Below are 20,578 nucleotides of genomic sequence, written 5' to 3'. Positions count from 1 at the left end.
AAACTACCCGATGCACACGAGTGTGCTGGAAGGGGTGAACAACAAGATCAAAGTGATAAAGCGCATGACATATGGATTTAGGGACTCAGAATACTTTTTTCTGAAAATCAAGGCGGCCTTCCCCGGAAAGCCGCGATGAACCAAAATATTTGCCCGACTCGCACGCCCTACTCCCCGTGAAGCGTGCCGGACAACGCCCTGTCTGTGCCCGGATTTTCCACCGAGACGGCCGCCGGATATTTTGCACTTGAACCGGCGCCATTAGATAGATATGTTGTTTTCATGTGGTTTTATGAGTCACCACGAGGGATAAAAGTCTCCATAACTTATTGAGTCTTCTGGCACAAACAGGTTTTGGTACATTTTTCATCCAGCGAACCATTCATAGAATCTCATATGGGGCTTTTGCCCCGACCAAGACAATAATCCTGTCTTGCCTGCTGCCGGATGCAGCAGTCTCTTGTGCCATGGAGTCGCACGGGAGCAGGTTCAAGGCTGACCACATTTACGACAGAGACGTCATTTATGATCAAAAAACTCATTCTCTCTACCCTGCTGCTGTGCGGGCTGGCCAACGCCGCGCCCACTTCCACCCTGGATGCCGTGCTGGAGCGCGGTGTGCTGCGGGTCGGCTTCGATGCCGGCTATCAACCCTTCGAGATGACCAACAAGCAGGGCCAGTACATCGGCTTTGACGTGGATCTCGCCAAGATGGTCGCCAAGGAGATGGGCGTGAAGGTGGAGTTCGTCAACACCGCCTGGGACGGCATCATCCCCGCGCTCTTGACCGACAAGTTCGACGTCATCATGGGCGGCATGACCGTCACTCCCCAGCGCAACCTGCGCGTGAACTTTGCCGATCCCTACATCGTCGTCGGCCAGACCATCGTGCTTCGCAAGGACAAGGCGGGCGAAATCAAATCCTTCCAGGACCTCAACGATCCCAAATACAAGATCGCGGTCAAACTCGGCACCACCGGCGAGCAAGCGGTCAAGCGCATGATCCCCAAGGCCACCCTGCTGCAGTTTGAAACCCAGGATGACGCCAAGCTGGAAGTGATCAACGGCAAGGTGGATGCCTTCGTCTACGACCTGCCCTACAACGCCATCTTCGCGTCCCAGAACCAGGGCGCCGTGGTGCACCTCGACAAGCCGTTCACCTTCGAGCCGCTGGCCTGGGCCATCCGCAAGGGGGATCAGGACACCCTCAACTGGTTCAACAACTACCTGCGCCAGATCAAGGGCGACGGCAGCTACGACCGTCTCTACAAGAAGTGGTTTGAATCCACCGCCTGGCTGAACCAGCTCAAATAACCTCTCAAAGGGGCGGCATGCCGCCCCTTCACGCAGACTCCCCACACGATAACGACAAAAGAGGTTGTGACAGTGATCAACCCCAAACTCACAAGACAGATGGAAAAACAGCCCAATCAGCTGCTCTGGCACGGGATCTTCCTGCTGCTGGTGCTGGCCGCCATTTTCGGCATCTACAAGGCCGTGCAGGCAGTGGATTACACCTGGCGCTGGGAACGCATTCCCCAGTACATCGCCTATCAGGCAGAACAGAAACACTATGCCGAGTTTGACGGCACCGTGGTCGCGGACAAGGGACAGCTCTTCCTGCAAGACGATCTCGACCCCAGCCGCCGTCAGGCCATCGCACCCAAGGGCTCCCAGCTGGCTGAAGGGGATACCGTCTTCCTCGGCGATACCCTGGATGTGCAACTGAGCTGGACCGCCGGCCCCATTGCCTGGGGAGTCTGGGTCACGGTCAAGCTCTCCCTGGTGGCGGGCATCTTCGCCATCCTGCTTGGCACCCTGGCCGGGCTCGCCCGCCTCTCCCCCAATCCGGCCCTGCGCAACCTGGCCGTGACCTATGTGGAGCTCATCCGTGGCACCCCGTTGCTGGTGCAGATCTTCATCGTCTATTTCTTTATCGGCACCGTGCTGAACCTCGACCGATTCACCGCTGGTGTGGCGGCGCTCGCGGTCTTCACCGGCGCCTACGTGGCGGAAATCGTGCGCGCCGGCATCAGCTCCATTCACAAGGGGCAGATGGAAGCGGGCAGAAGCCTTGGCATGACCTCGGCCCAGACCATGCGCTACGTCATCCTGCCCCAGGCCTTCAAACGGGTGCTGCCACCGCTCGCGGGTCAGTTCATCAACCTCATCAAGGACTCCTCTCTGGTCTCCGTCATCTCCATCACGGATCTCACCAAGGCGGGGCGCGAAGTGGTCAGCTCCACCTTCAGCCCGTTCGAGGTGTGGTTCACCGTGGCTCTGCTCTATCTGGTGCTGACCGGCACTCTCTCCTTTCTGGTGCGTCGTCTGGAGGTGAAATATGCGCGCAGCAACTGATCCCGTTATCAAGGCGCCATCGGTGTCGAAATGTTCTGCCATCACCGGCACTCACTGCCCCTTCCCGGTGCGTCGTCTGGAGGTGAACTATGCGCGCTGCAACTGATCCCATCATCAAGGCGACCGGTGTAGAGAAGTTCTACGGCACCGAGGTGCACGCCCTGAAAAACGTCAGCACCCAGGTGGCCGAAGGGGAAGTGGTGGTGATCGTGGGGCCGAGCGGCTCAGGCAAGTCCACCTTCCTGCGCACCCTCAACCAGCTGGAGACCATCAACGATGGCAATATCGTGGTCGACGGCATCAGCCTCACCGAACCCGGGGATGTCAACAAGCTGCGGGAAGAGGTGGGCATGGTGTTCCAGTCCTTCAATCTCTTCCCTCACCTGACGGTGCTGGACAACATCACCCTGGCCCCCCAGAAGGTGAGAGGGCTCTCTCGCCAGGAGGCTGAGGAGCGGGCCAAGGCCCTGCTGCTCAAGGTCGGTCTCTCCAACAAGGCCCAGAGCTACCCCTCCCAGCTCTCCGGCGGCCAGCAGCAGCGGGTGGCCATCGCCCGGGCGCTCGCCATGCAGCCGCGCATCATGCTGTTTGACGAGCCCACCAGCGCCCTCGACCCCGAAATGGTGGGAGAGGTGCTGGACGTCATGAAGGGGTTGGCCCGCGAAGGGATGACCATGGTGGTGGTGACTCACGAGATGGGCTTTGCCCGGGAAGTGGCGGACAGGGTGCTCTTCATGGAGAGCGGCGAGCTGCTGGTGGACGAGAAACCCGCCGACTTCTTCGACAATCCACCCTCCCCGCGCCTGCGCCAGTTCCTGAGCCAGGTGCTATAACCCGCGATGCACCAACACGAAGAGGGAGCCCATGGCTCCCTCTTCTATGCTTGCCTTCTTCACTCCCCCAGATCATCTCCCTGGTGCATTCCTTTTCGCAGCCTCTTGCCATCGGGTTGTCACCACGCCAACAAGCAAGGATGTTAATGAAATTTTAAATTCATCCGGTATGCTGACATCCAACTGGTCCAACCGGATGGCTCACATGGATGTGCAACTGCTCCTGCTCTACCTCTCGCCCCTCTTTCTGGTCTTCATCGGCTGGGAGATGCTCTACCTGCGAAAACACGGCGCCGCCTATCCCACGGCGGGTTACCAGTGGAAGGATCTCTTCGCCAATGCCACCCTGGCACTGATGCATCAGGGGGGCGATGCCCTGGCAGCCATTGCCATTGCCATTGCCATCGCCTATCTCTATGACACCCTTTGGGGCTGGCGACTATTCGATATCGAACTGAACCTCTGGAGCCTTTTGCTGCTCTTTCTGTTGCAGGATCTCTGCTACTGGCTGTTCCACTTCGCGAGCCACCATGTGCGCTGGCTCTGGGCCTACCACGTGGTGCACCACAGCTCGGAGCGGCTCAACCTCTCCACCGCCTTTCGCCAGAGCCTGATGTATCCGGTCTCCGGCATGTGGCTGTTCTGGATCCCCATGATCCTCATCGGCTTCCCCCCCGAGGCGGTGGTGGCCACCGTACTCTTGAGCCTGGGTTTTCAGTTCTTCGTCCACACCCAGGTGGTGGGCAAGCTGGGCAAACTTGAATGGATCTTCAACACCCCCTCCCACCACAGGGTGCACCACGCCAGCAACGCCAGATACATCGATCGCAATTTCGCCGGCGTGCTCATCATCTGGGACCGGCTGTTTGGCACCTTCGTGGAAGAAGACTTGGGCGAGCCGTGCCGTTTCGGCATCACCAAGCCAATCCACAGCTTCAACCCCCTCACCCTCACCTTCCACGAGTGGCGCGACATGCTGCAAGAGGCCCGGGGCCTCCCCTGGCGGCAAAAGCTCGCCGTGTTGTTTGGCAAACCGGCGGGCCCCACCAGCGGTTGACCCACCGACCAGGATAAAAAAAAAGAGCGCCCAGGGGCGCTCTTTTTCATGACAGGGACACCCCCGGGTCAGACGTGAACGAAGGACCAGACGGCGGGGATCAGGCTCAGCAGCGTCACCCCGGCCAGCAGCCGTTCGCGCCCGCTGAGCCGCTGTTCGGCGCCGAGCTGGCGACGGCTGTAGAGAAACAGCAGCAGACCCGGCCCGTAAAGCAGAAGCGACAGCAGCAGGTACTCCACCCCGGCGGCGTAGAGCAGCCAGAAACCATAACCGCTCGACACCAGCGCCACCACCCGCATCAGGCCGCGGCCCTGCCCACCCTTGCCACTGAAGACCAGCTTGAGCAGGAAGAGGCCGATGAGCAGGTAGGGCACCAGGATCATGGAGGTGGAGATGAGCAGCAGGTTGGTATACCCCTTGCCAAGCAGCCACACCAGCAGCAAGCAGCCCTGCACCGTCAGGCTGGTAAGCCAGAGCGAGGCGATGGGGGTGCCGTTGCGGTTCTCACGCCGGAAGATGGCCGGGAAGGCCCCGTGACGCGCCGCGCTGAACGGCACCTCGGCCGAGAAGAGGGTCCAGCTCACGTAGGAGGCGAGCACCGACACGATGAGGCCGGCGCTGATGAGCAGCTTGCCCCAGGAACCCGTCATCTGGGCCATCAGTCCCGCCATGGAGGGGTTGGGCAGGGCCGCAAGCTCCGGGCGGCTCAATATTCCGAGCGCCAGCACCGAGATGAGCACATAGAGCAGCAGCGCCAGCACCACGCCGAGCACGGTGGCGGTGCCCACATCCCGCTTGTTTCTCGCCCGGGCCGAGAGCACCGCTGCCCCTTCGATGCCGGTGAAGACCCAGAGGGTGATGAGCATGGTGTTGCGCACCTGCTCGGAGACCGGTACCGCCAGGGTGCTGCCCTCCTGATCCGCCGCAAAGGTGACCGGATCGAACCAGTAGCAGGCGAACAGGATGAACAGCAGCAGCGGCAGGCTCTTGGCCAGGGTCGCCACCAGATTGAACAGGGCCGCCTGCTGCACGCCGCGGGCCACCAGCAGGTGCACCGCCCAGAGGATGCAGGACTCGCCGACAAAAGCTGCCAATGTGTTGCCCTCGCCAAACCAGACCCGCTCCGGCGTGTCGACGAAGCTGCCCAGCGCCGCGAAGGCGATCACCAGATACCCCACCACGCCGATGGTGGCACAGAGCCAGTATCCCCAGGCGGAGAAGAACCCCACCAGCTCGCCAAAGCCGGCCCGGGCATAGCTGTAGATGCCGCCGTCAAGCTCGGGTTTGAGCCGCGACAGATAGAGGAAGCTCATGGCCAGCGCCAGTATGCCGACCCCGGTGACGGCCCAGCCGATCAGCACGGCGCGGGCACCCGCCACATCGGCCATGTTCTGGGGCAGGCTGAAGATGCCGGCCCCCACCATGGAGCTGAACACCAGCGCAGTGAGGGACCAGAGCCCGATCTTGCTCTCTTTCATGGGCGCTCCTTAACGCAGCCGGCTGGCCAGCGCCTCGATGTGTTCCGGACCGATGCCGCAGCAGCCGCCGATGAGGTTTGCCCCGGCTCTGCGCCAGCGCTCGGCCCAGCCGAGGTAATCCAGCGGCCCCAGATCGCCGCGGATCTCGTCCAGACCGTCATTGGCAGTCGCCTCCTTGGGCTGGGGCGGGAAGGCGTTGGCATAGGCGCCGAGGCGAACGTCGGTGCGCCCCTGAACCTGCAACGCGGCGACGGCCACCTTGAGCGCCCCTTCAATCACCTCGGGCTGGCAGCAGTTGAACAGGATGGCATCCACCCCGGCCGACGCCAACGCGGTCACGGCATCCGCCACCCGCTCGCCGGAGCGCAGGGTGGGCTCGCTGCCCGGCGCCTCGTCTTCCAGAGTAAAGGAGACCCAGAACGGCTTGCCGTCCTCGGGCAGCAGGGCCTTGAGGGCCAGGGGCTCGGCGATGAGGCTCATGGTCTCCGCCAGCCAGAGATCCACATGGGGTGACAGGGCACGGATAAGCGGTGTCGCCAGCTCGCTCACCCGCTCGGCTTGATAGAGGTCCGCACGATAGGAGCCAAAGAGCGGCGGCAAGGAACCGGCCACCTTGACGGCGCCCCCCTGTTCGTCGGCCACGTCTCGGGCCAGTTGCCCGGCCAGAGCCGCAAGTGCCTCCCCTTGGGCGGCAAAGCGCGCCTCGCCGATATGGAAGGGCACCAGGGCATAGCTGTTGGTGGTGATCACCCGGGCACCGCTCGTCGCATAGGCCTGGTGTACCTCGCGCACCGTCTCGGGCGCTTCCATCAACGCCAGCGCCGACCACTCCGGTTGACGGAACGGCGCACCACGCCGCGCCAGTTCACGGCCCATACCGCCATCGAGTACCCACAAATCCTGCTTGTCCATCTCTGTCTCTCTGCGTCTCCCCGCCATGACGGGTGTTTATTGTGTGAAACCACATTAAGCCATCAAAACATCTAGACGGCTAGAAATCCCAAATATCATGACCCAAAGTAGAACAAGAGGCAATCGGGGGCTACGAACAAATCCGGGCAAGCTCAGGATGATGGCGGCAAAGGGAGGTCTCCCCGGCACAGGCATCACCTGGCCAGGCACTGAAACGACAAGAGGCCACCCCGGGGGGTGACCTCTTGTGAAACAGGGGATCAAGGCGGGCACAGCCGCCGATAACCAGGGGACTCAGCGCCCGGCCAGCACCCGCTTGGTCTGCTTGACCCAGTCGGAGACCCGACCCTGCTGGGGATAGCCCTGCCAGATCTGCTCCCACTGGGCGGGGCTGAGCGGGCGGCCCAGCCGACGCTGCACCCCGGCATAGAGGTAGTCGTGGGCCGTGGTGCGTGCCTGGGCCGAGGTGAGGAACTTGGCAACAGGGTCGGTGAGACGCACGTCCCGCATGCCGAGCAGCGGATAGTCGCTGTGCACCGCCGCCAGCATGGTCTCGCGCATGGCGGATTCGATGTAGCCCCGGGCAAACAGGGCGGTGACCGATTCAAGCGACCCTTGATCCGGGCCGTGATACTCCTCGTCGAACACCGGGCTGGGCTCTGCCACGGCGCTTTGCACCACCGCATCGGGATCCTGCTGCGGGACCACCACGGCAGGCTCGGGGGTAACGGGTTTGGCAGGCGTCACCGGCTTGCGCGGTGCGCTCTGGCTGCAGGCACCCAGTGCCAGGGCGAGCGCCACACAGGCCAGCGCACGGGAATGAGTCTTCATCTTCATGATTGCTAACGAACTCCTTTAGGATTCCTGAGCGGGCTTCTCATTGCTCGCAGGTTCTACCCGGGTGACCAGCAACTGGTCAATCTTGTAACTGTCGATGTCCACCACTTCGAACTTGTAACCGGCATATTTGACCGAGTCGGTGCGCTTGGGGATCTTGCGCAGCATGTACATGATGAAACCGGCGATGGTCTCGTAGTTCTGGTTTTCCGGGAACTCCTCGATGTCGAAGGCGCGCATCACGTCGGAGATGGGGGTCACCCCGTCCACCAGCCAGGAGTTCTCGTCCCGCTGGACGATCTGCTCTTCCACCACGTGGGTGGCCCACTCCCCCATGACGGTACTCATCAGGTCATTCATGGTGACGATGCCCACCACCAGGGCGTATTCGTTCATCACCACCGCAAAATCGCCGCGATGGTTCTTGAAGTACTCCATCGCCTCGTAGAGGTTGAGGGTGTCGGGAATGATGATGACGTTCTGCACCAGGGAGCCGCTGTTGAGATCGATGCTCTGGCCGCCGATGACGCGGATCAGCAGCTCCTTGGCATCCACGAACCCCTTGATGCTGTCGAGGTTGTGGTCGCACACCAGGAACTTGTTGTGGGGGTGCTCCGCGATCTTCGCCTTGATGCTCTCCTCCCCCTCTTGCAGGGTGAAGTAGATGAGGCTCTCCCGCGCCGTCATGGCGGAAGTGACACCCAAAGACTGGAGCTCGAACACGTTCTCGATGAGCTGGTGCTCCTCGCGCTGGATGACACCGGCTTCGGCACCTGCATCCATCACCGCATAAATATCGTCGGAGGTGATCTCGTCGTTGCGCACCATGGAGATGCGCATCAGCCGGAACAGGCCGTTGGCCATGCCGTTGAACAGCCACACCAGCGGCATCAGCAAGGTGACGCACAGCATCATGGGACGCACCACCACCACGGCGATCCGCTCGGGCATGGTCATGGCAAGGCGCTTGGGCATCAGGTCCGCTATCAGGATGAACATGCCGGTGACGAAGACGAACGAGGCCGCGGAGCTAATCTGGCCGAGCCAGGGCCCCTGGTAGAAGCCGGCTATCAGCTCCCTGATGGCGGGATTGAGGGCGGATTCCCCCAGGATACCGCCAAGGATGGCAACGGTATTGAGGCCTATCTGCACCACGGTAAAGAAGTTGCCCGGCTGGGCCTGCAATGCCAGTACCTTCTCGGCGTGGCGGTTGCCCTCGTCGGCCATCACCTGCAACTTGATCTTGCGGGAGGCGGCAAGGGAGATCTCGGAGAGTGAGAAGAACACGCTGCCGGCGACCAGCAGCATCAGAAAGAACAAACTATCGGCAAAACTCATGATTAACCTATTGCTACAGCCGCCTTAGCACAAGACGGCAAACTGGGCCCGGGAAACCGGACCGTGACTCCATCCGGGACTCACACAGGGGCCATATTCTAGCAGAAAAGCGCCTGCTGGGTGGCGTTATCTTGAACTGCCGTGCCATGCAATGAAAAAGGCGCTCAAAGCGCCTTTTTATTCAATCAGGGCTGGATTCCCGTCCTGCAGCCGCGACGGGAGCTCCACCCAAGGCGCCCCATCAGCCCTTGCCCAGCAGATCGCTCAGGTCATCAGCCTTGGTGTGGCGCACATCCTTGCCCTTGACGTAGTAGACGATGTACTCGCAGATGTGCTGGCAGCGATCACCGACCCGCTCGATGGCCCGTGCCGCCCAGAGCACGTTGAGCACCTGCGGTATAGTGCGGGGATCTTCCATCATGTAGGTCATCAGCTCGCGGATGATGGACTCGTATTCGCGGTCCACCTTGTCATCTTCCTTGTAGACCGCCAGGGCTGCATCCAAATCCATGCGGGCGAAAGCGTCGAGCACGTCGTGGAGCATCTTGATGGTGCGACGCCCCATGTTCTCCAGCGACACCAGCGGTGGCTGGGGCTTGTTGGCGTTGTCGGTCAGCATGCGGGCAATCTTGTCCGCCACGTCGCCGATCCGCTCCAGATCCGTAATGGTCTTGATGATGGCCATCACCAGCCGCAGGTCGGACGCGGTGGGCTGACGCTTGGCGATGATGCGGGTGCACTCCTCGTCGATCGCCACTTCCATGGCGTTGACCTTGTGGTCGTTGGCCACGATCTTGCGCGCCGCATCCAGATCCTGGCCATGGATGGCGGCGATGGCGTCGGTGAGTTGCTTCTCCACCAGCCCCCCCATCACCAGTACCTGATTGCGCACGCTCTCAAGCTCGGCATTGAACTGACCGGAGATGTGTTTGTTGAGGTTCATATTGTCCATACCAGTAATCCTTGTTGCTCCGATTATGCCTTAGCCGTTGAACTGACTGCCAATCTGTTTGTTGATGCCCATCTTGCTCATCTTGCTCATCTCAATCACCGGCATCCCTTAGCCGTAACGACCGGTAATGTAGTCTTCGGTCTTCTTCTTGGCCGGGGTGGTGAAGATTGTGTTGGTATTCGAATACTCGATGAGTTCCCCCATGTACATGAACGCGGTCTGATCCGAGACCCGCGCCGCCTGCTGCATGTTGTGGGTCACGATCACCACGGTGAACTGGCTCTTGAGCTCGTTGATGAGCTCCTCGATGGTGAGGGTGGAGATGGGGTCCAGCGCCGAGGTCGGTTCATCGAGCAGCAGCACTTCCGGCTCGATGGCGATGGCACGGGCAATCACCAGACGCTGCTGCTGACCGCCGGAGAGACCAAAGGCGTTGTCGTGCAGACGATCCTTCACCTCCTCCCACAGGGCAGCACCGCGCAGGGAACGCTCGGCGGCCTCGTCCAGGGTACGGCGGTCATTGATGCCCTGCAGGCGCAGGCCGTAGACCACGTTCTCGTAGATGGACTTGGGGAAGGGGTTGGGGCGCTGGAACACCATGCCCACCTGACGGCGCAGGGCGGAGACATCCACGCTCTTGTCGTAGATGTTGTGGCCGTGCAGCTGGATCTCCCCCTCGATGCGGCAAATCTCCACCAGATCGTTCATCCGGTTGATGCAACGCAGCAAAGTGGACTTGCCGCAACCGGACGGGCCGATGAAGGCGGTGACCTGACCCTTGGGGATCTTCATGTTGACGTTGAACAGCGCCTGCTTGTTGCCGTAGTACAGGTTGAGATCCTTCACCTCCAGCGCAGTCTGCTCCGGGGTCAGGTTGAGCAGGTCGGTGGCGGTGTGCGGGGCCGAACTCGGTGTTACGTTGATCATCTGTTTACCTCAAATTCTCTTGGTGGCAGCGTGCAAACGTCTTGCCCGCTGCCGGAATATCTGGCTGGCAGGGAAGGCCCCTGCCCGTCTCTGTAATGGCTGGATTAATGTTCCAGCGACCGGAATTTCTCGCGCAGGTGGTTACGAATACCGATCGCCGTCAGGTTGAGGCCGACGATCACCGTCACCAGCAGGAAGGAGGTGGCGTAGACCAGAGGACGCGCCGCCTCGACGTTCGGGCTCTGGAAGCCCACGTCATAGATGTGGAAGCCCAGGTGCATGAACTTGCGCTCCACGTGCAGGTACGGGAAGTTGCCGTCCATCGGCAACGTGGGAGCAAGCTTCACCACCCCCACCAGCATCAGCGGCGCCACCTCGCCCGCCGCACGGGCGATGGCCAGGATAAGGCCGGTCATGATGGCCGGGCTGGCCATGGGCAGCACGATGCGCCACAGGGTCTCGGCCTGGGTGGCACCCAGCGCCAGCGAACCCTGGCGAATGGTGCTCGGGATCCGGGCCAGCCCCTCTTCGGTTGAGACGATCACCACCGGCAGGGTCAGGATGGCCAGGGTCAGGGCTGACCAGATGACACCGGGGGAGCCAAAGGTCGGGCTCGGCAGCGCTTCCGGGTAGAAGAGGCGGTCGATGCTGCCCCCCAGGGTGTAGACAAAGAAGCCCAGGCCAAACACGCCGTAGACGATGGAGGGCACCCCCGCCAGGTTGATCACCGCGATGCGGATGATCTTGGTCAGGCTGTTCTTGCCCGCATACTCGTGCAGGTAGACCGCCGCCACCACCCCGAGCGGGGTCACGATGATGGCCATCAGGATCACCATGAAGACGGTACCGAAGATGGCAGGGAAGACGCCGCCCTCGGTGTTCGCCTCCCGGGGGTCATCGGAGACGAACTTGCCAATCTGGTGGAACCAGTGACCCACCTTGGCCATCAGGCTCATGTCGTTGGGCCAGACTACATCCAGCACCCGGGACATCGGCATGGTCACCAGCTCGCCGCGCATGTCCTTGACGGTGATGCTGTCTCTGTCCGCCTGGGTACGCAGGGAGAAGAGCTCTTTCTCCAGCACCTGGTAACGGTCGTTGAGGGCCTGACGCTCGCTCGCCAGCTCGGCTTTAAGCTGATCGGTCAGCTTGTCATCCAGCTCGGCCTTGCGCTCTTTCAGGCGCAGGCGCTCCAGCTGATAGTTGATGCTGCCGATGGCCCCTTTTTGCAGGTCGTTGGCTTGGCTTGAGAGGCCGTTGGCACGGGCCAGCACCCGCTGCAAGGCGGGATGCAGATCCGTGGTCAGCTCCTGGCCATCTTCCTTCACCGAGGTGATGTAACCATAGAAGTTGCCGTTGGTGGCGCGTTCCACCATGGCGAGCTCCGCCGGCTGGGCGCGCGATTTGATATCGGTCTCCAGCACCCAGCGAAAGTCGAGGTCCACGAACTCCCGGTTGCCGGTCTTGACCAGATAACGGGTAATCTCTTCGCGATCCTCCCCTTCCAGCGCCTGGCCTGCGGCGCGCAGGCGCTCCACCGGCACCAGCTCCCGGTCGTTGATCTCGCCAATCAGGACGCTCTTGTTGCCGCTTGCATCTTCAAGTTGCCACTCATAGATGGGATGGGGCCAGAAATAGACCAGACCACGCCAGCCAATCAGCAACAACAGACCCAGTACGGCCACCAGACTCAGGCTGACGGCGCCCCCCGTCATCCAGATCCAGGGGGCCCCCGATTTAAACCACTTACCCATTGTCGATTCCTTAGTCCTTACAGAGAGCTGTACTTTTCACGCAACCGCTGGCGGACGAATTCGGCCAGGGTATTGAACAAGAAGGTGAACACAAACAGCACGAAGGCGGCGAGGAAGAGCACCCGGTAGTGGGAGCTGCCCACCTCCGATTCCGGCATCTCCACCGCGATGTTCGCCGCCAGGGTCCGCAGCCCCTGGAACATGGAAAAGTCCATGATGGGGGTGTTGCCGGTGGCCATCAGCACGATCATGGTCTCGCCCACGGCGCGGCCAAGGCCCATCATAACCGCCGAGAAGATGCCTGGGCTCGCGGTGAGGATCACCACCCGGCTCAGGGTCTGCCACGGGGTCGCCCCCAGCGCAAGCGAGCCCTGGGTCAGGTGCTTGGGCACCGAGAAGACCGCGTCTTCGGCGATGGAGAAGATGGTGGGGATGACCGCAAAGCCCATGGCGATACCGACCACCAGGGAGTTGCGCTGGTCAAACTTGATGCCCATGTCGTGGGTCAGCCAGATGCGCGAATCACCGTGCATGAAGGCGTTCTCGATGATGGGGCTCAGGGCGAAGGCGCCCCAACCGATGAACAGCAACACAGGGATGAGCAGGATGGCGTGCCAGCCTTCCGGCAGCCAGGTGCGGCCTCGCTCCGGCAGATAGTTCCACACTAGGGCGGTGAGCAGCATGCCCATGGGCAGCAGGATCAGCAGCAGGATCACCCCGGGCAGGGCCCCTTCGATGATGGGCGCAAGCCACAGACCCGCCAGGAAGCCGAGGATGACGGTCGGCAGCGCCGCCATGATCTCCACCGTCGGCTTGACGTATTTGCGCAGCCCCGCCGACATGAAGTAGGCGGTATAGATGGCACCGGCGACACCCAGGGGCACCGCGAACACCATGGCATAGAAGGAGGCTTTCAGGGTGCCGAACACCAGGGGCACCAGGCTCAGCTTGGCTTCGAAGTCGTTGCTGGCGGAGGTGGACTGCCACACGTACTGGGGCTCGGGATAGCCTTCATACCACACCTGTTGCCAGAGGGCAGACCAGGTTACCTCGGGGTGATCGTTCTCGACGTCAAAGACCTTGAAGTCATCCCCCTGCTGGGTCAACAGCAGGTTGTGGCGAGGAGAGATGGCAACGGCAGCCAGGTTGCCCCCGTCAATCTTCTCGCCAAGCAGCTTGGCTTCGCCGGTGGCATGGAAGAAGTTGATGGTGCCGTCGCTGCCTGCGCTGATGAAGCCCTTGCGAAAGTGCTCGGGGGTCAGCAGGGCGACCGGCGCGTCACCCTTGAAGTCACGGATCTGGGTGAACTGGCGCTTGCCATCCTTTGCCACCTCGAACCACTGGGAGATGACGCCGTTGTCGTTGCCCACCAGCAGGGAGGACGCACCGGAGAGCAGGGCCACCTGGGTCACGCTGGCATTGGGGGCGTTGATCTCCATGACATTGCGCAGGGAGATGTCGCTCAGGTTGTGGATGTCATAGACCGACAGGCGGTTGCCCTCGCGCACGAACAACAGGCGCAGGTTCGGGGTCAGCAGCATCTGGTCAACATGGCGTGGCAGGGACGGAATGGTGTAGGTCTGGCTGCTCCACTCGATTTCGCCGGAGAGGAAATTCTCCTCGCCGCTCATCACCATCAGCACACCACGACCATCTTCGGTCACGGCCGCAGTCGCCATCTTGTCCTTGGTCGCCTCGAAGACCATGCGCGTCAGCGCCTTGCCCTGGGGATCGATCACCACGGGGGTCTCGCCGAAGGGATATTGCAGGCTGGGCTCAATGACGCGAACGTCATTGGGATAGGAGATCTTGAAATAGGGTTGCACCACCTGAGCCTTGCCGTTGGCAAACCCATAGGCGATGAGTTTCTGGCCCGGCGCAGGCGGCGCGACCGCCGTGATCTCGCCGTTCACCTGCGCCTCGCCAATCACCTGTCCGGTCTTGATCTTGCCATCCGGTTGCACGGCAAAGAATTTGACCTTCCCCTGGTCGCTGAAGCGGTAACCTATCTCGTTTTGCTCCTCGACCCCGAGCCAGGCGGTTTTGCCCTTGATGGGCAGGGTGAAGGAAGCGGTGCTCTCCATGCTGGCGCCATTGAAGATGGGCTTCACCACATAAAGCAGGTAGAAGAAGATAAGCAACAGCGCCACCAGCACCAGGGCTCCCCCTGTGGTGACGCCATATTTGGCCAATTTATCCTTGATCCGGCGTTTTCGACTGCCCGCCATGACCAGATTTAACGATTCCGATGACATGCAAGACCTCAATGTGAGCTAGGCTTGGCGGCATTATATGGCGGATGCATGACAGTTTTGTTACATCAACAGCGGCAAAGAGCGCAGGCTCCATCGGAGGGTGGCAGTTGGTATTCGGGGGGAAGCAGGCAGCCGGTCTGGCAGTGAAATAAAAGCAAACGGGGCCATCAGGCCCCGCTGTCATCTTGAGGAAGCGCCTCTTTCGCGGCGAGTCTGGCCGCCTTCTTCTCGGCGCGGCGCCGTTTGAAGAAATCCGACAGCTGGGCCGAGCAGGCGTCGGCGAGCACCTCCCCCGTCAGTACCACCTGGTGGTTGTGGCGGGGATCCAGCAGGATGTCGAACACAGACCCTGCCGCCCCCGTCTTCAAATCCCGGGCACCATAGACCACCCGCTTGACCCGGCTGTGGATGAGGGCGCCGGCACACATGCAACAGGGCTCCAGCGTCACATAGAGGGTGGTGTCGAGCAGGCGATAGTTTTCAAGCTGCTTGCCCGCTTCCCGAAGCGCCATCACCTCGGCATGGGCGCAGGCGTCGTGCTCGCTGATGGAGCGATTCCACCCCTCTGCCACTATCTTGTCCCCCAGCACCAGCACGGCGCCTACCGGGATCTCGCCTATCCCCTCCGCCCTGGCGGCCAGGGCCATGGCATGGCGCATCCAGCGTTCGTCCTGCTCGCGCTGGCTGATCTGTGCTGCAACTTCAGATGGTTTCACGCCCTGATCCTCTCGTCGATATGATGTCGGCTTGCCTGGCCCCTGCACGGCATCGGCCGCGCACTCCCGGATTGCTGCGTCCCGGCCCTGGGCACACCGGGCCCCTTCCCCCTCGCGCTAGCCGGTAGCCCACGGCAGAAGATGCTGTCAATGAAAGAGAGGCCAAAGGCCCCGGCGACATCGGAACGCCCCGAGTTGGGTGTTCGCCACCCTGTGCCCGCCTAAGGGGGCGGCGATTATGCCAAAACTCCGGCCAGGGCCCAAGTTGCATCTTGGCTGAACAATAAAGAAGCAGTCGGCATCTCCCTGATAAAAAAGGAGTTGCGCCCGCCAAATCATCCGATTAGACTTCCTCCCCGTCAGCCGAGCTGACTCCGTCGGTGTGTAGCGCAGCCAGGTAGCGCATCTGCATGGGGTGTAGAGGGTCGGAGGTTCGAATCCTCTCACACCGACCAAATTCCCCGAAAATAGCCCAGTCAAACGACTGGGCTATTTTTTTGCCTGCACACCCGACGCTTGCCTCTTTTTCCTCTCGCCTCCCCCGTTCATCGGGTCGCCGCTTTTTATTGGCATGAATTTTATACAGATCCATTTGAAGCTTTCATAAAGTGCCGCTAGGATACGCAACTTTTCCGCCGGCCATAAAAACAGGGAGGTGGACACTAGGGTGATGGAATCACCGACCGGCTTGCAATCAATGAGGCAAGCATCCATGACCCAAGCTGTTGACTCCCAGCCCGTTCAGCCCCTGATCTCCCCCACGCCCTCCGAGCTCGATTCCGCAGAGCACGGGTTTGGCAGTTCAGTGCACCTCGATGTGATCGATCTCGCCGCCCCGGATGAAGATTACTGAGACGAGCCCGTGCCATAGTGCGGTTCAAGACGCCGGTTTTGCTGTCCGGCACCACCCTTGACCCCGGCCAACAGACCGCCACCGCAAATAACGATAAAATGCTAGTTTTTCTTCAAAAATCAGTTTAATTGACCATCTTCTGCGCCCCAACCTCCCTCTCCTTCATGGACACGCCGTGATACAAACCTACGTTATTGCTCGTCATTTCCCTCTCTCATGTTCGCCTTCGCCATTTTGACCCAATTTGACATTTTAGTTTTAAACATCAGTTCACTACCCGGTCACTTCATAGCCCTCATGCAGGCTGGATTGAACGAAGGCATTTCATACAGCTGTTTTTGCAAAGCTTGGAGTAATGTCGGGATTTGTTTTTGCATTTGTAATTTTATTACGTAATTAGTTACATTTTTAACCCATCCCCTCTACCGAAATCCTCCCCCCTGCCGCCCCGGCGACCCAAGAGCATAACCATCTGCAAAGAGCTTTTACACTAATCACATAAATCCATTTAAAACAGCATCTTAACTATCATCAAAAAACACCCGTTTTAAAAATCAAGTTGACGAATCCGCCATTCTTTTGCACCTTATGAATCGTGTTACCCCGCTGTTACGGGGAGTTTGAAAGAAAGGGATATAGACGTTATTCGTAGTTAATAAATTCAAAATGTAACTTTTGGAGGAGTACCCACTATGTCGGCACCGGCCCAGACCATCAGCAGCACCCGCCTGCACATTCAAGGCGAGATGCTTCCCGATTACGCGCAGATCCTGACGCCGGATGCGGTGGCCCTGGTGTCCGAACTGGTGGAACGTTTCGCTCCCCAACGCAATGAGCTGCTGAAGCAGCGAGTCGCACGCCAGGCCCGTATCGATGGCGGCGAGTTGCCGGACTTCCTGCCAGAGACCGCCCATATTCGCGATGGTGAGTGGACGGTGCGCGGCATTCCCGCCGATCTGCAGGACCGCCGTGTGGAGATCACCGGCCCGGTCGAGCGCAAAATGGTGATCAATGCCCTCAACGCCAACGTCAAGGTCTTCATGGCCGACTTCGAGGACTCCCTGGCCCCGGCATGGAACAAGGTGATCGAGGGCCAGATCAACCTGCGCGATGCGGTCAACGGCACCATTGCCTACCAGAGCCCGGAGGGGAAGGCCTATACCCTGAATCCCAACCCGGCCGTGCTCATCTGCCGGGTTCGCGGTCTGCATCTGCCGGAGAAGCACGTCACCTTTGATGGTGCCCCCATTCCCGGCGGCCTGTTCGACTTCGCCCTCTATTTCCTGCACAACCACAAGGCGTTGCTGGCCAAGGGCTCCGGTCCCTACTTCTACGTACCCAAGCTGCAGAGCCATCTGGAAGGGCGCTGGTGGAGCGAGGTGTTCGCCTGGACCGAGGACAAATTCGGTCTGCCCCGCGGTACCATCAAGGCCACCGTGCTCATCGAAACCCTGCCGGCGGTATTCGAGATGGACGAGCTGCTCTATCAGATGAAGGATCACATCGTCGCCCTCAACTGCGGTCGCTGGGACTACATCTTCAGCTATATCAAGACCTTGAAAAACCACCCGGATCGCGTCCTGCCGGATCGTCAGGTGGTGACCATGGACAAGCCGTTCCTCTCTGCCTATTCGCAACTCCTTATCAAGACCTGCCACAAACGCGGCGCGCTGGCGATGGGGGGCATGGCCGCCTTTATCCCGGCCAAGGATCCGGCAGTGAACGCCGAAGTCTTCGCCAAGGTGAAGGCGGACAAGGAGCGTGAAGCGAACAACGGCCACGACGGCACCTGGGTCGCCCACCCCGGCCTCGCCGATACCGCCATGGCGGTGTTCAACGCCACCATTCCGGTGGGTGCCCAGAACCAGATCGGCGTGCTGCGCGAGCAGGATGCCCCCATCACGGCCGCCGACCTGCTGGCCCCCTGTGAGGGTGATCGCACCGAGGCGGGCATGCGCACCAATATCCGCGTCGCCCTGCAATACCTGGAAGCCTGGATCAACGGCAATGGCTGCGTGCCCATCTACGGACTGATGGAAGATGCCGCCACCGCCGAGATCTCCCGCACCTCCATCTGGCAGTGGATCCGCCACGGCAAGACCCTCTCCAACGGTCAGGCAGTGACCAAGGCGCTGTTCCGCCAGATGCTGGCCGAGGAGCAGGAGGTGGTCAGAGGCGAAGTGGGCGAGGCCCGCTGGCAATCGGGCCGTTTCGCCGAGGCAAGCGCCCTGATGGACGAGATCACCTGCGCCGACACACTCATCGATTTTCTGACGCTGCCCGGCTACGAGCGGCTGTGAGACCCGGGCCGGTAACGGCCCCCATAACAAGTCAATGGAAACGTGAAATCAATGAAAGAGGGAACTGATATGGCACTGACCCGTGAGCAACAGATCCAGGCTATCGAGAAAGACTGGGCAGAAAACCCCCGCTGGAAAGGGATCAAGCGCGGCTACAGCGCCGAGGACGTGGTGAACCTGCGTGGCAGCCTGCAGCCGACACACACTCTGGCCCAACGCGGCGCCGACAAACTGTGGGAGCTGATCCACGGCGGCGCCAAGAAAGGCTATGTAAACTGCCTCGGCGCCCTGACCGGCGGCCAGGCGGTGCAGCAGGCCAAGGCCGGCATCGAAGCCATCTATCTCTCCGGCTGGCAGGTGGCGGCGGACAACAACCTCTCCTCCACCATGTACCCGGATCAGTCCCTCTACCCGGCCAACTCCGTCCCCTCCGTGGTGGAGCGCATCAACAACTCCTTCGCCCGGGCCGACCAGATCCAGTGGGCCAACAAAGTTGGACCAGAGGACAAGGGCTTCATCGACTATTTCCTGCCCATAGTAGCGGATGCGGAAGCCGGTTTCGGCGGCGTGCTGAACGCCTTCGAGCTGATGAAGGGGATGATTGAAGCGGGCGCCGCCGGCGTACACTTCGAAGATCAGCTCGCGTCCGTGAAAAAATGCGGCCACATGGGCGGCAAGGTACTGGTCCCGAGCCAGGAAGCGGTGCAAAAGCTTATCGCAGCCCGCCTCGCGGCAGATGTCTGCGGTACCACCACCCTGGTCATCGCCCGCACCGACGCCAACGCAGCGGATCTGCTGACCACGGATGCCGATCCCTACGATGCCGGCTTCCTGACCGGTGAGCGCACCAGCGAGGGCTTCTACAAGGTGCAGGCCGGCATCGAGCAGGCCATCTCCCGCGGCCTGGCCTACGCCCCTTACGCCGACATGGTGTGGTGCGAGACCGCCAAGCCCGATCTGGACGAGGCGCGCAAATTTGCCGAGGCCATCAAGGCCCAGTACCCGGACAAGATCCTGGCCTACAACTGCTCCCCGAGCTTCAACTGGAAGAAGAACCTGGACGATGCCACCATCGCCCGCTTCCAGCAGGAGCTCTCCGACATGGGCTACAAGTACCAGTTCATCACCCTGGCGGGTATCCACAACATGTGGTTCCACATGTACGAGCTGGCCTACCAGTACGCCCGTGGCGAGGGAATGAAGCACTATGTCGAGATGGTGCAGCAGCCGGAATTCGCCGCCGCCGAGCGGGGCTACACCTTCGTGGCGCACCAGCAGGAAGTGGGTACCGGTTACTTCGACAAGGTGACCACCGTCATTCAGGGCGGCCAGTCGTCGGTGACCGCGCTGACCGGCTCGACCGAAGAAGATCAGTTCCACTGATAGCTGTGTAATGCTCGCAAACAAACCCCGGCCAAGTCCCGGGGTTTGTCGTTATGGGGCTTAGAACCTATCCCAGTAGGCGTAATCGTTGAAGGCAGTTTGAACACGGACAGCGCGCAGAAACCGGAGCGTACTGTAGTACGTGAGGATTTCGAGCACTGCCCAGGTTCAAAATGGCGAATAAGATAGCCTATTGACATCCTCCCCCACCTTAGCGCTTCGCGTCACAGGAGGGGGATTCCCATTACTGGGTGATAGCTGCTCGCGCAGTACCGGGTTCCTGCTTCATCGGGCGGCCTGATTGCACCACGCCTCCACAGGCTAAAACGGCGTGTCCCGCCGCTAAAATATTGCGAGCGCCGTTCACATCGGCGTTCGCCTCATAACCACACGCAGCGCATTTAAACTGGCTTTGCGTCTGGCGGTTATCCTTCGCAGTATGCCCACAACAGGCGCACTGCTGGCTCGTGTAGGCCGGTTTTATCGCCAACACCTGACCGCCTCGCCATGCCTGCTTATATTCGAGCTGGCGGCGCAGCTCAAACCAGCCCTGATCTAATATCGAACGATTCAGCCCTGATTTTGCCCGGACGTTGCGCCCCGGCTGGCTGGTCGTGCCCGCTGC

19 protein-coding genes and 1 tRNA gene are annotated in these 20,578 nt (G+C 60.8%); 10 read left to right on the top strand and 10 right to left on the bottom strand.

Annotated elements, in window-relative coordinates; all coding sequences use genetic code 11:
• From J9889_RS20875 to J9889_RS20855, 6 genes are all read left to right on the top strand, one after another.
• The coding region (locus tag J9889_RS20875) for a transposase (RefSeq protein WP_210556156.1) at nt 1-139 on the top strand (139 nt) is incomplete at its 5' end.
• 386 nt (nt 140-525) lie between these two features.
• Nucleotides 526-1,314, top strand: a complete 789-nt coding sequence (locus tag J9889_RS20870; protein ID WP_010675255.1) for a transporter substrate-binding domain-containing protein — start codon at nt 526-528, stop codon at nt 1,312-1,314.
• 99 nt (nt 1,315-1,413) lie between these two features.
• The gene (locus J9889_RS20865; RefSeq protein WP_041201654.1) at nt 1,414-2,358 is read left to right on the top strand and encodes an amino acid ABC transporter permease; all 945 of its coding nucleotides are present in this window, start codon (nt 1,414-1,416) and stop codon (nt 2,356-2,358) included.
• The gene (locus J9889_RS24600) at nt 2,342-2,464 is read left to right on the top strand and encodes a hypothetical protein (RefSeq protein ID WP_257711798.1); all 123 of its coding nucleotides are present in this window, start codon (nt 2,342-2,344) and stop codon (nt 2,462-2,464) included. The genes J9889_RS20865 and J9889_RS24600 overlap by 17 nt, the downstream gene beginning before the upstream one ends.
• Entirely contained in the window at nt 2,448-3,191 is a 744-nt protein-coding gene (locus tag J9889_RS20860; protein ID WP_010675257.1) for an amino acid ABC transporter ATP-binding protein, read from the top strand. The genes J9889_RS24600 and J9889_RS20860 overlap by 17 nt, the downstream gene beginning before the upstream one ends.
• 205 nt (nt 3,192-3,396) lie before the next feature.
• Nucleotides 3,397-4,248 carry a sterol desaturase family protein gene (locus J9889_RS20855; protein WP_052815415.1) on the top strand — a complete coding sequence of 284 codons (852 nt, stop codon included), beginning with the start codon at nt 3,397-3,399 and terminating at the stop codon, nt 4,246-4,248.
• Between the two features lie 68 nt (nt 4,249-4,316).
• On the opposite strand, the gene J9889_RS20850 is transcribed toward J9889_RS20855, so the two are convergent.
• The 9 genes from J9889_RS20850 to tadA form a co-directional block, all read right to left on the bottom strand.
• Nucleotides 4,317-5,726 carry a basic amino acid/polyamine antiporter gene (locus J9889_RS20850; protein ID WP_042864109.1) on the bottom strand — a complete coding sequence of 470 codons (1,410 nt, stop codon included), beginning with the start codon at nt 5,724-5,726 and terminating at the stop codon, nt 4,317-4,319.
• Between the two features lie 9 nt (nt 5,727-5,735).
• Nucleotides 5,736-6,638 carry a homocysteine S-methyltransferase family protein gene (locus J9889_RS20845; RefSeq protein ID WP_039040257.1) on the bottom strand — a complete coding sequence of 301 codons (903 nt, stop codon included), beginning with the start codon at nt 6,636-6,638 and terminating at the stop codon, nt 5,736-5,738.
• 294 nt (nt 6,639-6,932) lie between these two features.
• Nucleotides 6,933-7,475: a hypothetical protein gene (locus tag J9889_RS20840; RefSeq protein WP_042017561.1), complete on the bottom strand. Its 543-nt coding sequence runs from the start codon at nt 7,473-7,475 to the stop codon at nt 6,933-6,935.
• 18 nt (nt 7,476-7,493) lie between these two features.
• A complete protein-coding gene (locus tag J9889_RS20835) occupies nt 7,494-8,813 on the bottom strand; it encodes a hemolysin family protein (RefSeq protein WP_029314751.1) in 1,320 nt (439 codons plus the stop codon).
• Nucleotides 8,814-9,054: 241 nt separating this feature from the next.
• Nucleotides 9,055-9,765: a phosphate signaling complex protein PhoU gene (gene phoU, locus J9889_RS20830; protein WP_029314752.1), complete on the bottom strand. Its 711-nt coding sequence runs from the start codon at nt 9,763-9,765 to the stop codon at nt 9,055-9,057.
• A gap of 108 nt (nt 9,766-9,873) precedes the next feature.
• Nucleotides 9,874-10,692, bottom strand: coding sequence for a phosphate ABC transporter ATP-binding protein PstB (gene pstB / locus J9889_RS20825; RefSeq protein ID WP_010675264.1), 819 nt, complete (start codon nt 10,690-10,692; stop codon nt 9,874-9,876).
• 104 nt (nt 10,693-10,796) lie between these two features.
• Nucleotides 10,797-12,446, bottom strand: coding sequence for a phosphate ABC transporter permease PstA (gene pstA / locus J9889_RS20820; protein ID WP_045524164.1), 1,650 nt, complete (start codon nt 12,444-12,446; stop codon nt 10,797-10,799).
• A 17-nt stretch (nt 12,447-12,463) separates the two neighbouring features.
• A complete protein-coding gene (locus J9889_RS20815; RefSeq protein ID WP_160838643.1) occupies nt 12,464-14,701 on the bottom strand; it encodes an ABC transporter permease subunit in 2,238 nt (745 codons plus the stop codon).
• Between the two features lie 167 nt (nt 14,702-14,868).
• Nucleotides 14,869-15,417, bottom strand: a complete 549-nt coding sequence (tadA, locus tag J9889_RS20810) for a tRNA adenosine(34) deaminase TadA (protein WP_103242896.1) — start codon at nt 15,415-15,417, stop codon at nt 14,869-14,871.
• Between the two features lie 378 nt (nt 15,418-15,795).
• On the opposite strand from tadA, the gene J9889_RS20805 reads away from it, so the two are divergent.
• From J9889_RS20805 to aceA, 4 genes are all read left to right on the top strand, one after another.
• A tRNA-Pro gene (locus J9889_RS20805) sits at nt 15,796-15,872 on the top strand.
• Between the two features lie 257 nt (nt 15,873-16,129).
• Nucleotides 16,130-16,270 carry a hypothetical protein gene (locus J9889_RS20800; RefSeq protein WP_010675269.1) on the top strand — a complete coding sequence of 47 codons (141 nt, stop codon included), beginning with the start codon at nt 16,130-16,132 and terminating at the stop codon, nt 16,268-16,270.
• Nucleotides 16,271-16,962: 692 nt separating this feature from the next.
• The gene (aceB, locus tag J9889_RS20795; RefSeq protein WP_160838641.1) at nt 16,963-18,570 is read left to right on the top strand and encodes a malate synthase A; all 1,608 of its coding nucleotides are present in this window, start codon (nt 16,963-16,965) and stop codon (nt 18,568-18,570) included.
• Nucleotides 18,571-18,639: 69 nt separating this feature from the next.
• A complete protein-coding gene (gene aceA, locus J9889_RS20790; RefSeq protein ID WP_010675271.1) occupies nt 18,640-19,953 on the top strand; it encodes an isocitrate lyase in 1,314 nt (437 codons plus the stop codon).
• A 244-nt stretch (nt 19,954-20,197) separates the two neighbouring features.
• Here the strand turns inward: aceA and J9889_RS20785 are convergent.
• Nucleotides 20,198-20,578, bottom strand: a 381-nt coding sequence (locus tag J9889_RS20785) for an RNA-guided endonuclease TnpB family protein (RefSeq protein ID WP_210557972.1), incomplete at its 5' end; no start/stop codon positions are given.

The organism is Aeromonas sp. PrichA-15 (genome assembly GCF_017939245.1).
GTDB lineage: Bacteria > Pseudomonadota > Gammaproteobacteria > Enterobacterales > Aeromonadaceae > Aeromonas > Aeromonas caviae.
This window is presented reverse-complemented; position numbering and strand designations above follow the sequence as displayed.

Bases quoted from the DNA above. Each gene is read 5' to 3' on its own strand.
- J9889_RS20840 (WP_042017561.1), bottom strand. From the start codon at position 7,475: ATGAAGATGAAGACTCATTCCCGTGCGCTGGCCTGTGTGGCGCTCGCC.
- J9889_RS20800 (WP_010675269.1), top strand. From the start codon at position 16,130: ATGACCCAAGCTGTTGACTCCCAGCCCGTTCAGCCCCTGATCTCCCCC.
- aceB (WP_160838641.1), top strand. From the start codon at position 16,963: ATGTCGGCACCGGCCCAGACCATCAGCAGCACCCGCCTGCACATTCAA.
- J9889_RS20860 (WP_010675257.1), top strand. From the start codon at position 2,448: ATGCGCGCTGCAACTGATCCCATCATCAAGGCGACCGGTGTAGAGAAG.
- pstB (WP_010675264.1), bottom strand. From the start codon at position 10,692: ATGATCAACGTAACACCGAGTTCGGCCCCGCACACCGCCACCGACCTG.
- phoU (WP_029314752.1), bottom strand. From the start codon at position 9,765: ATGGACAATATGAACCTCAACAAACACATCTCCGGTCAGTTCAATGCC.
- J9889_RS20865 (WP_041201654.1), top strand. From the start codon at position 1,414: ATGGAAAAACAGCCCAATCAGCTGCTCTGGCACGGGATCTTCCTGCTG.
- J9889_RS20870 (WP_010675255.1), top strand. From the start codon at position 526: ATGATCAAAAAACTCATTCTCTCTACCCTGCTGCTGTGCGGGCTGGCC.
- pstA (WP_045524164.1), bottom strand. From the start codon at position 12,446: ATGGGTAAGTGGTTTAAATCGGGGGCCCCCTGGATCTGGATGACGGGG.
- J9889_RS20850 (WP_042864109.1), bottom strand. From the start codon at position 5,726: ATGAAAGAGAGCAAGATCGGGCTCTGGTCCCTCACTGCGCTGGTGTTC.
- J9889_RS20855 (WP_052815415.1), top strand. From the start codon at position 3,397: ATGGATGTGCAACTGCTCCTGCTCTACCTCTCGCCCCTCTTTCTGGTC.
- J9889_RS20845 (WP_039040257.1), bottom strand. From the start codon at position 6,638: ATGGACAAGCAGGATTTGTGGGTACTCGATGGCGGTATGGGCCGTGAA.
- J9889_RS20815 (WP_160838643.1), bottom strand. From the start codon at position 14,701: ATGTCATCGGAATCGTTAAATCTGGTCATGGCGGGCAGTCGAAAACGC.
- aceA (WP_010675271.1), top strand. From the start codon at position 18,640: ATGGCACTGACCCGTGAGCAACAGATCCAGGCTATCGAGAAAGACTGG.
- J9889_RS24600 (WP_257711798.1), top strand. From the start codon at position 2,342: ATGCGCGCAGCAACTGATCCCGTTATCAAGGCGCCATCGGTGTCGAAA.
- J9889_RS20835 (WP_029314751.1), bottom strand. From the start codon at position 8,813: ATGAGTTTTGCCGATAGTTTGTTCTTTCTGATGCTGCTGGTCGCCGGC.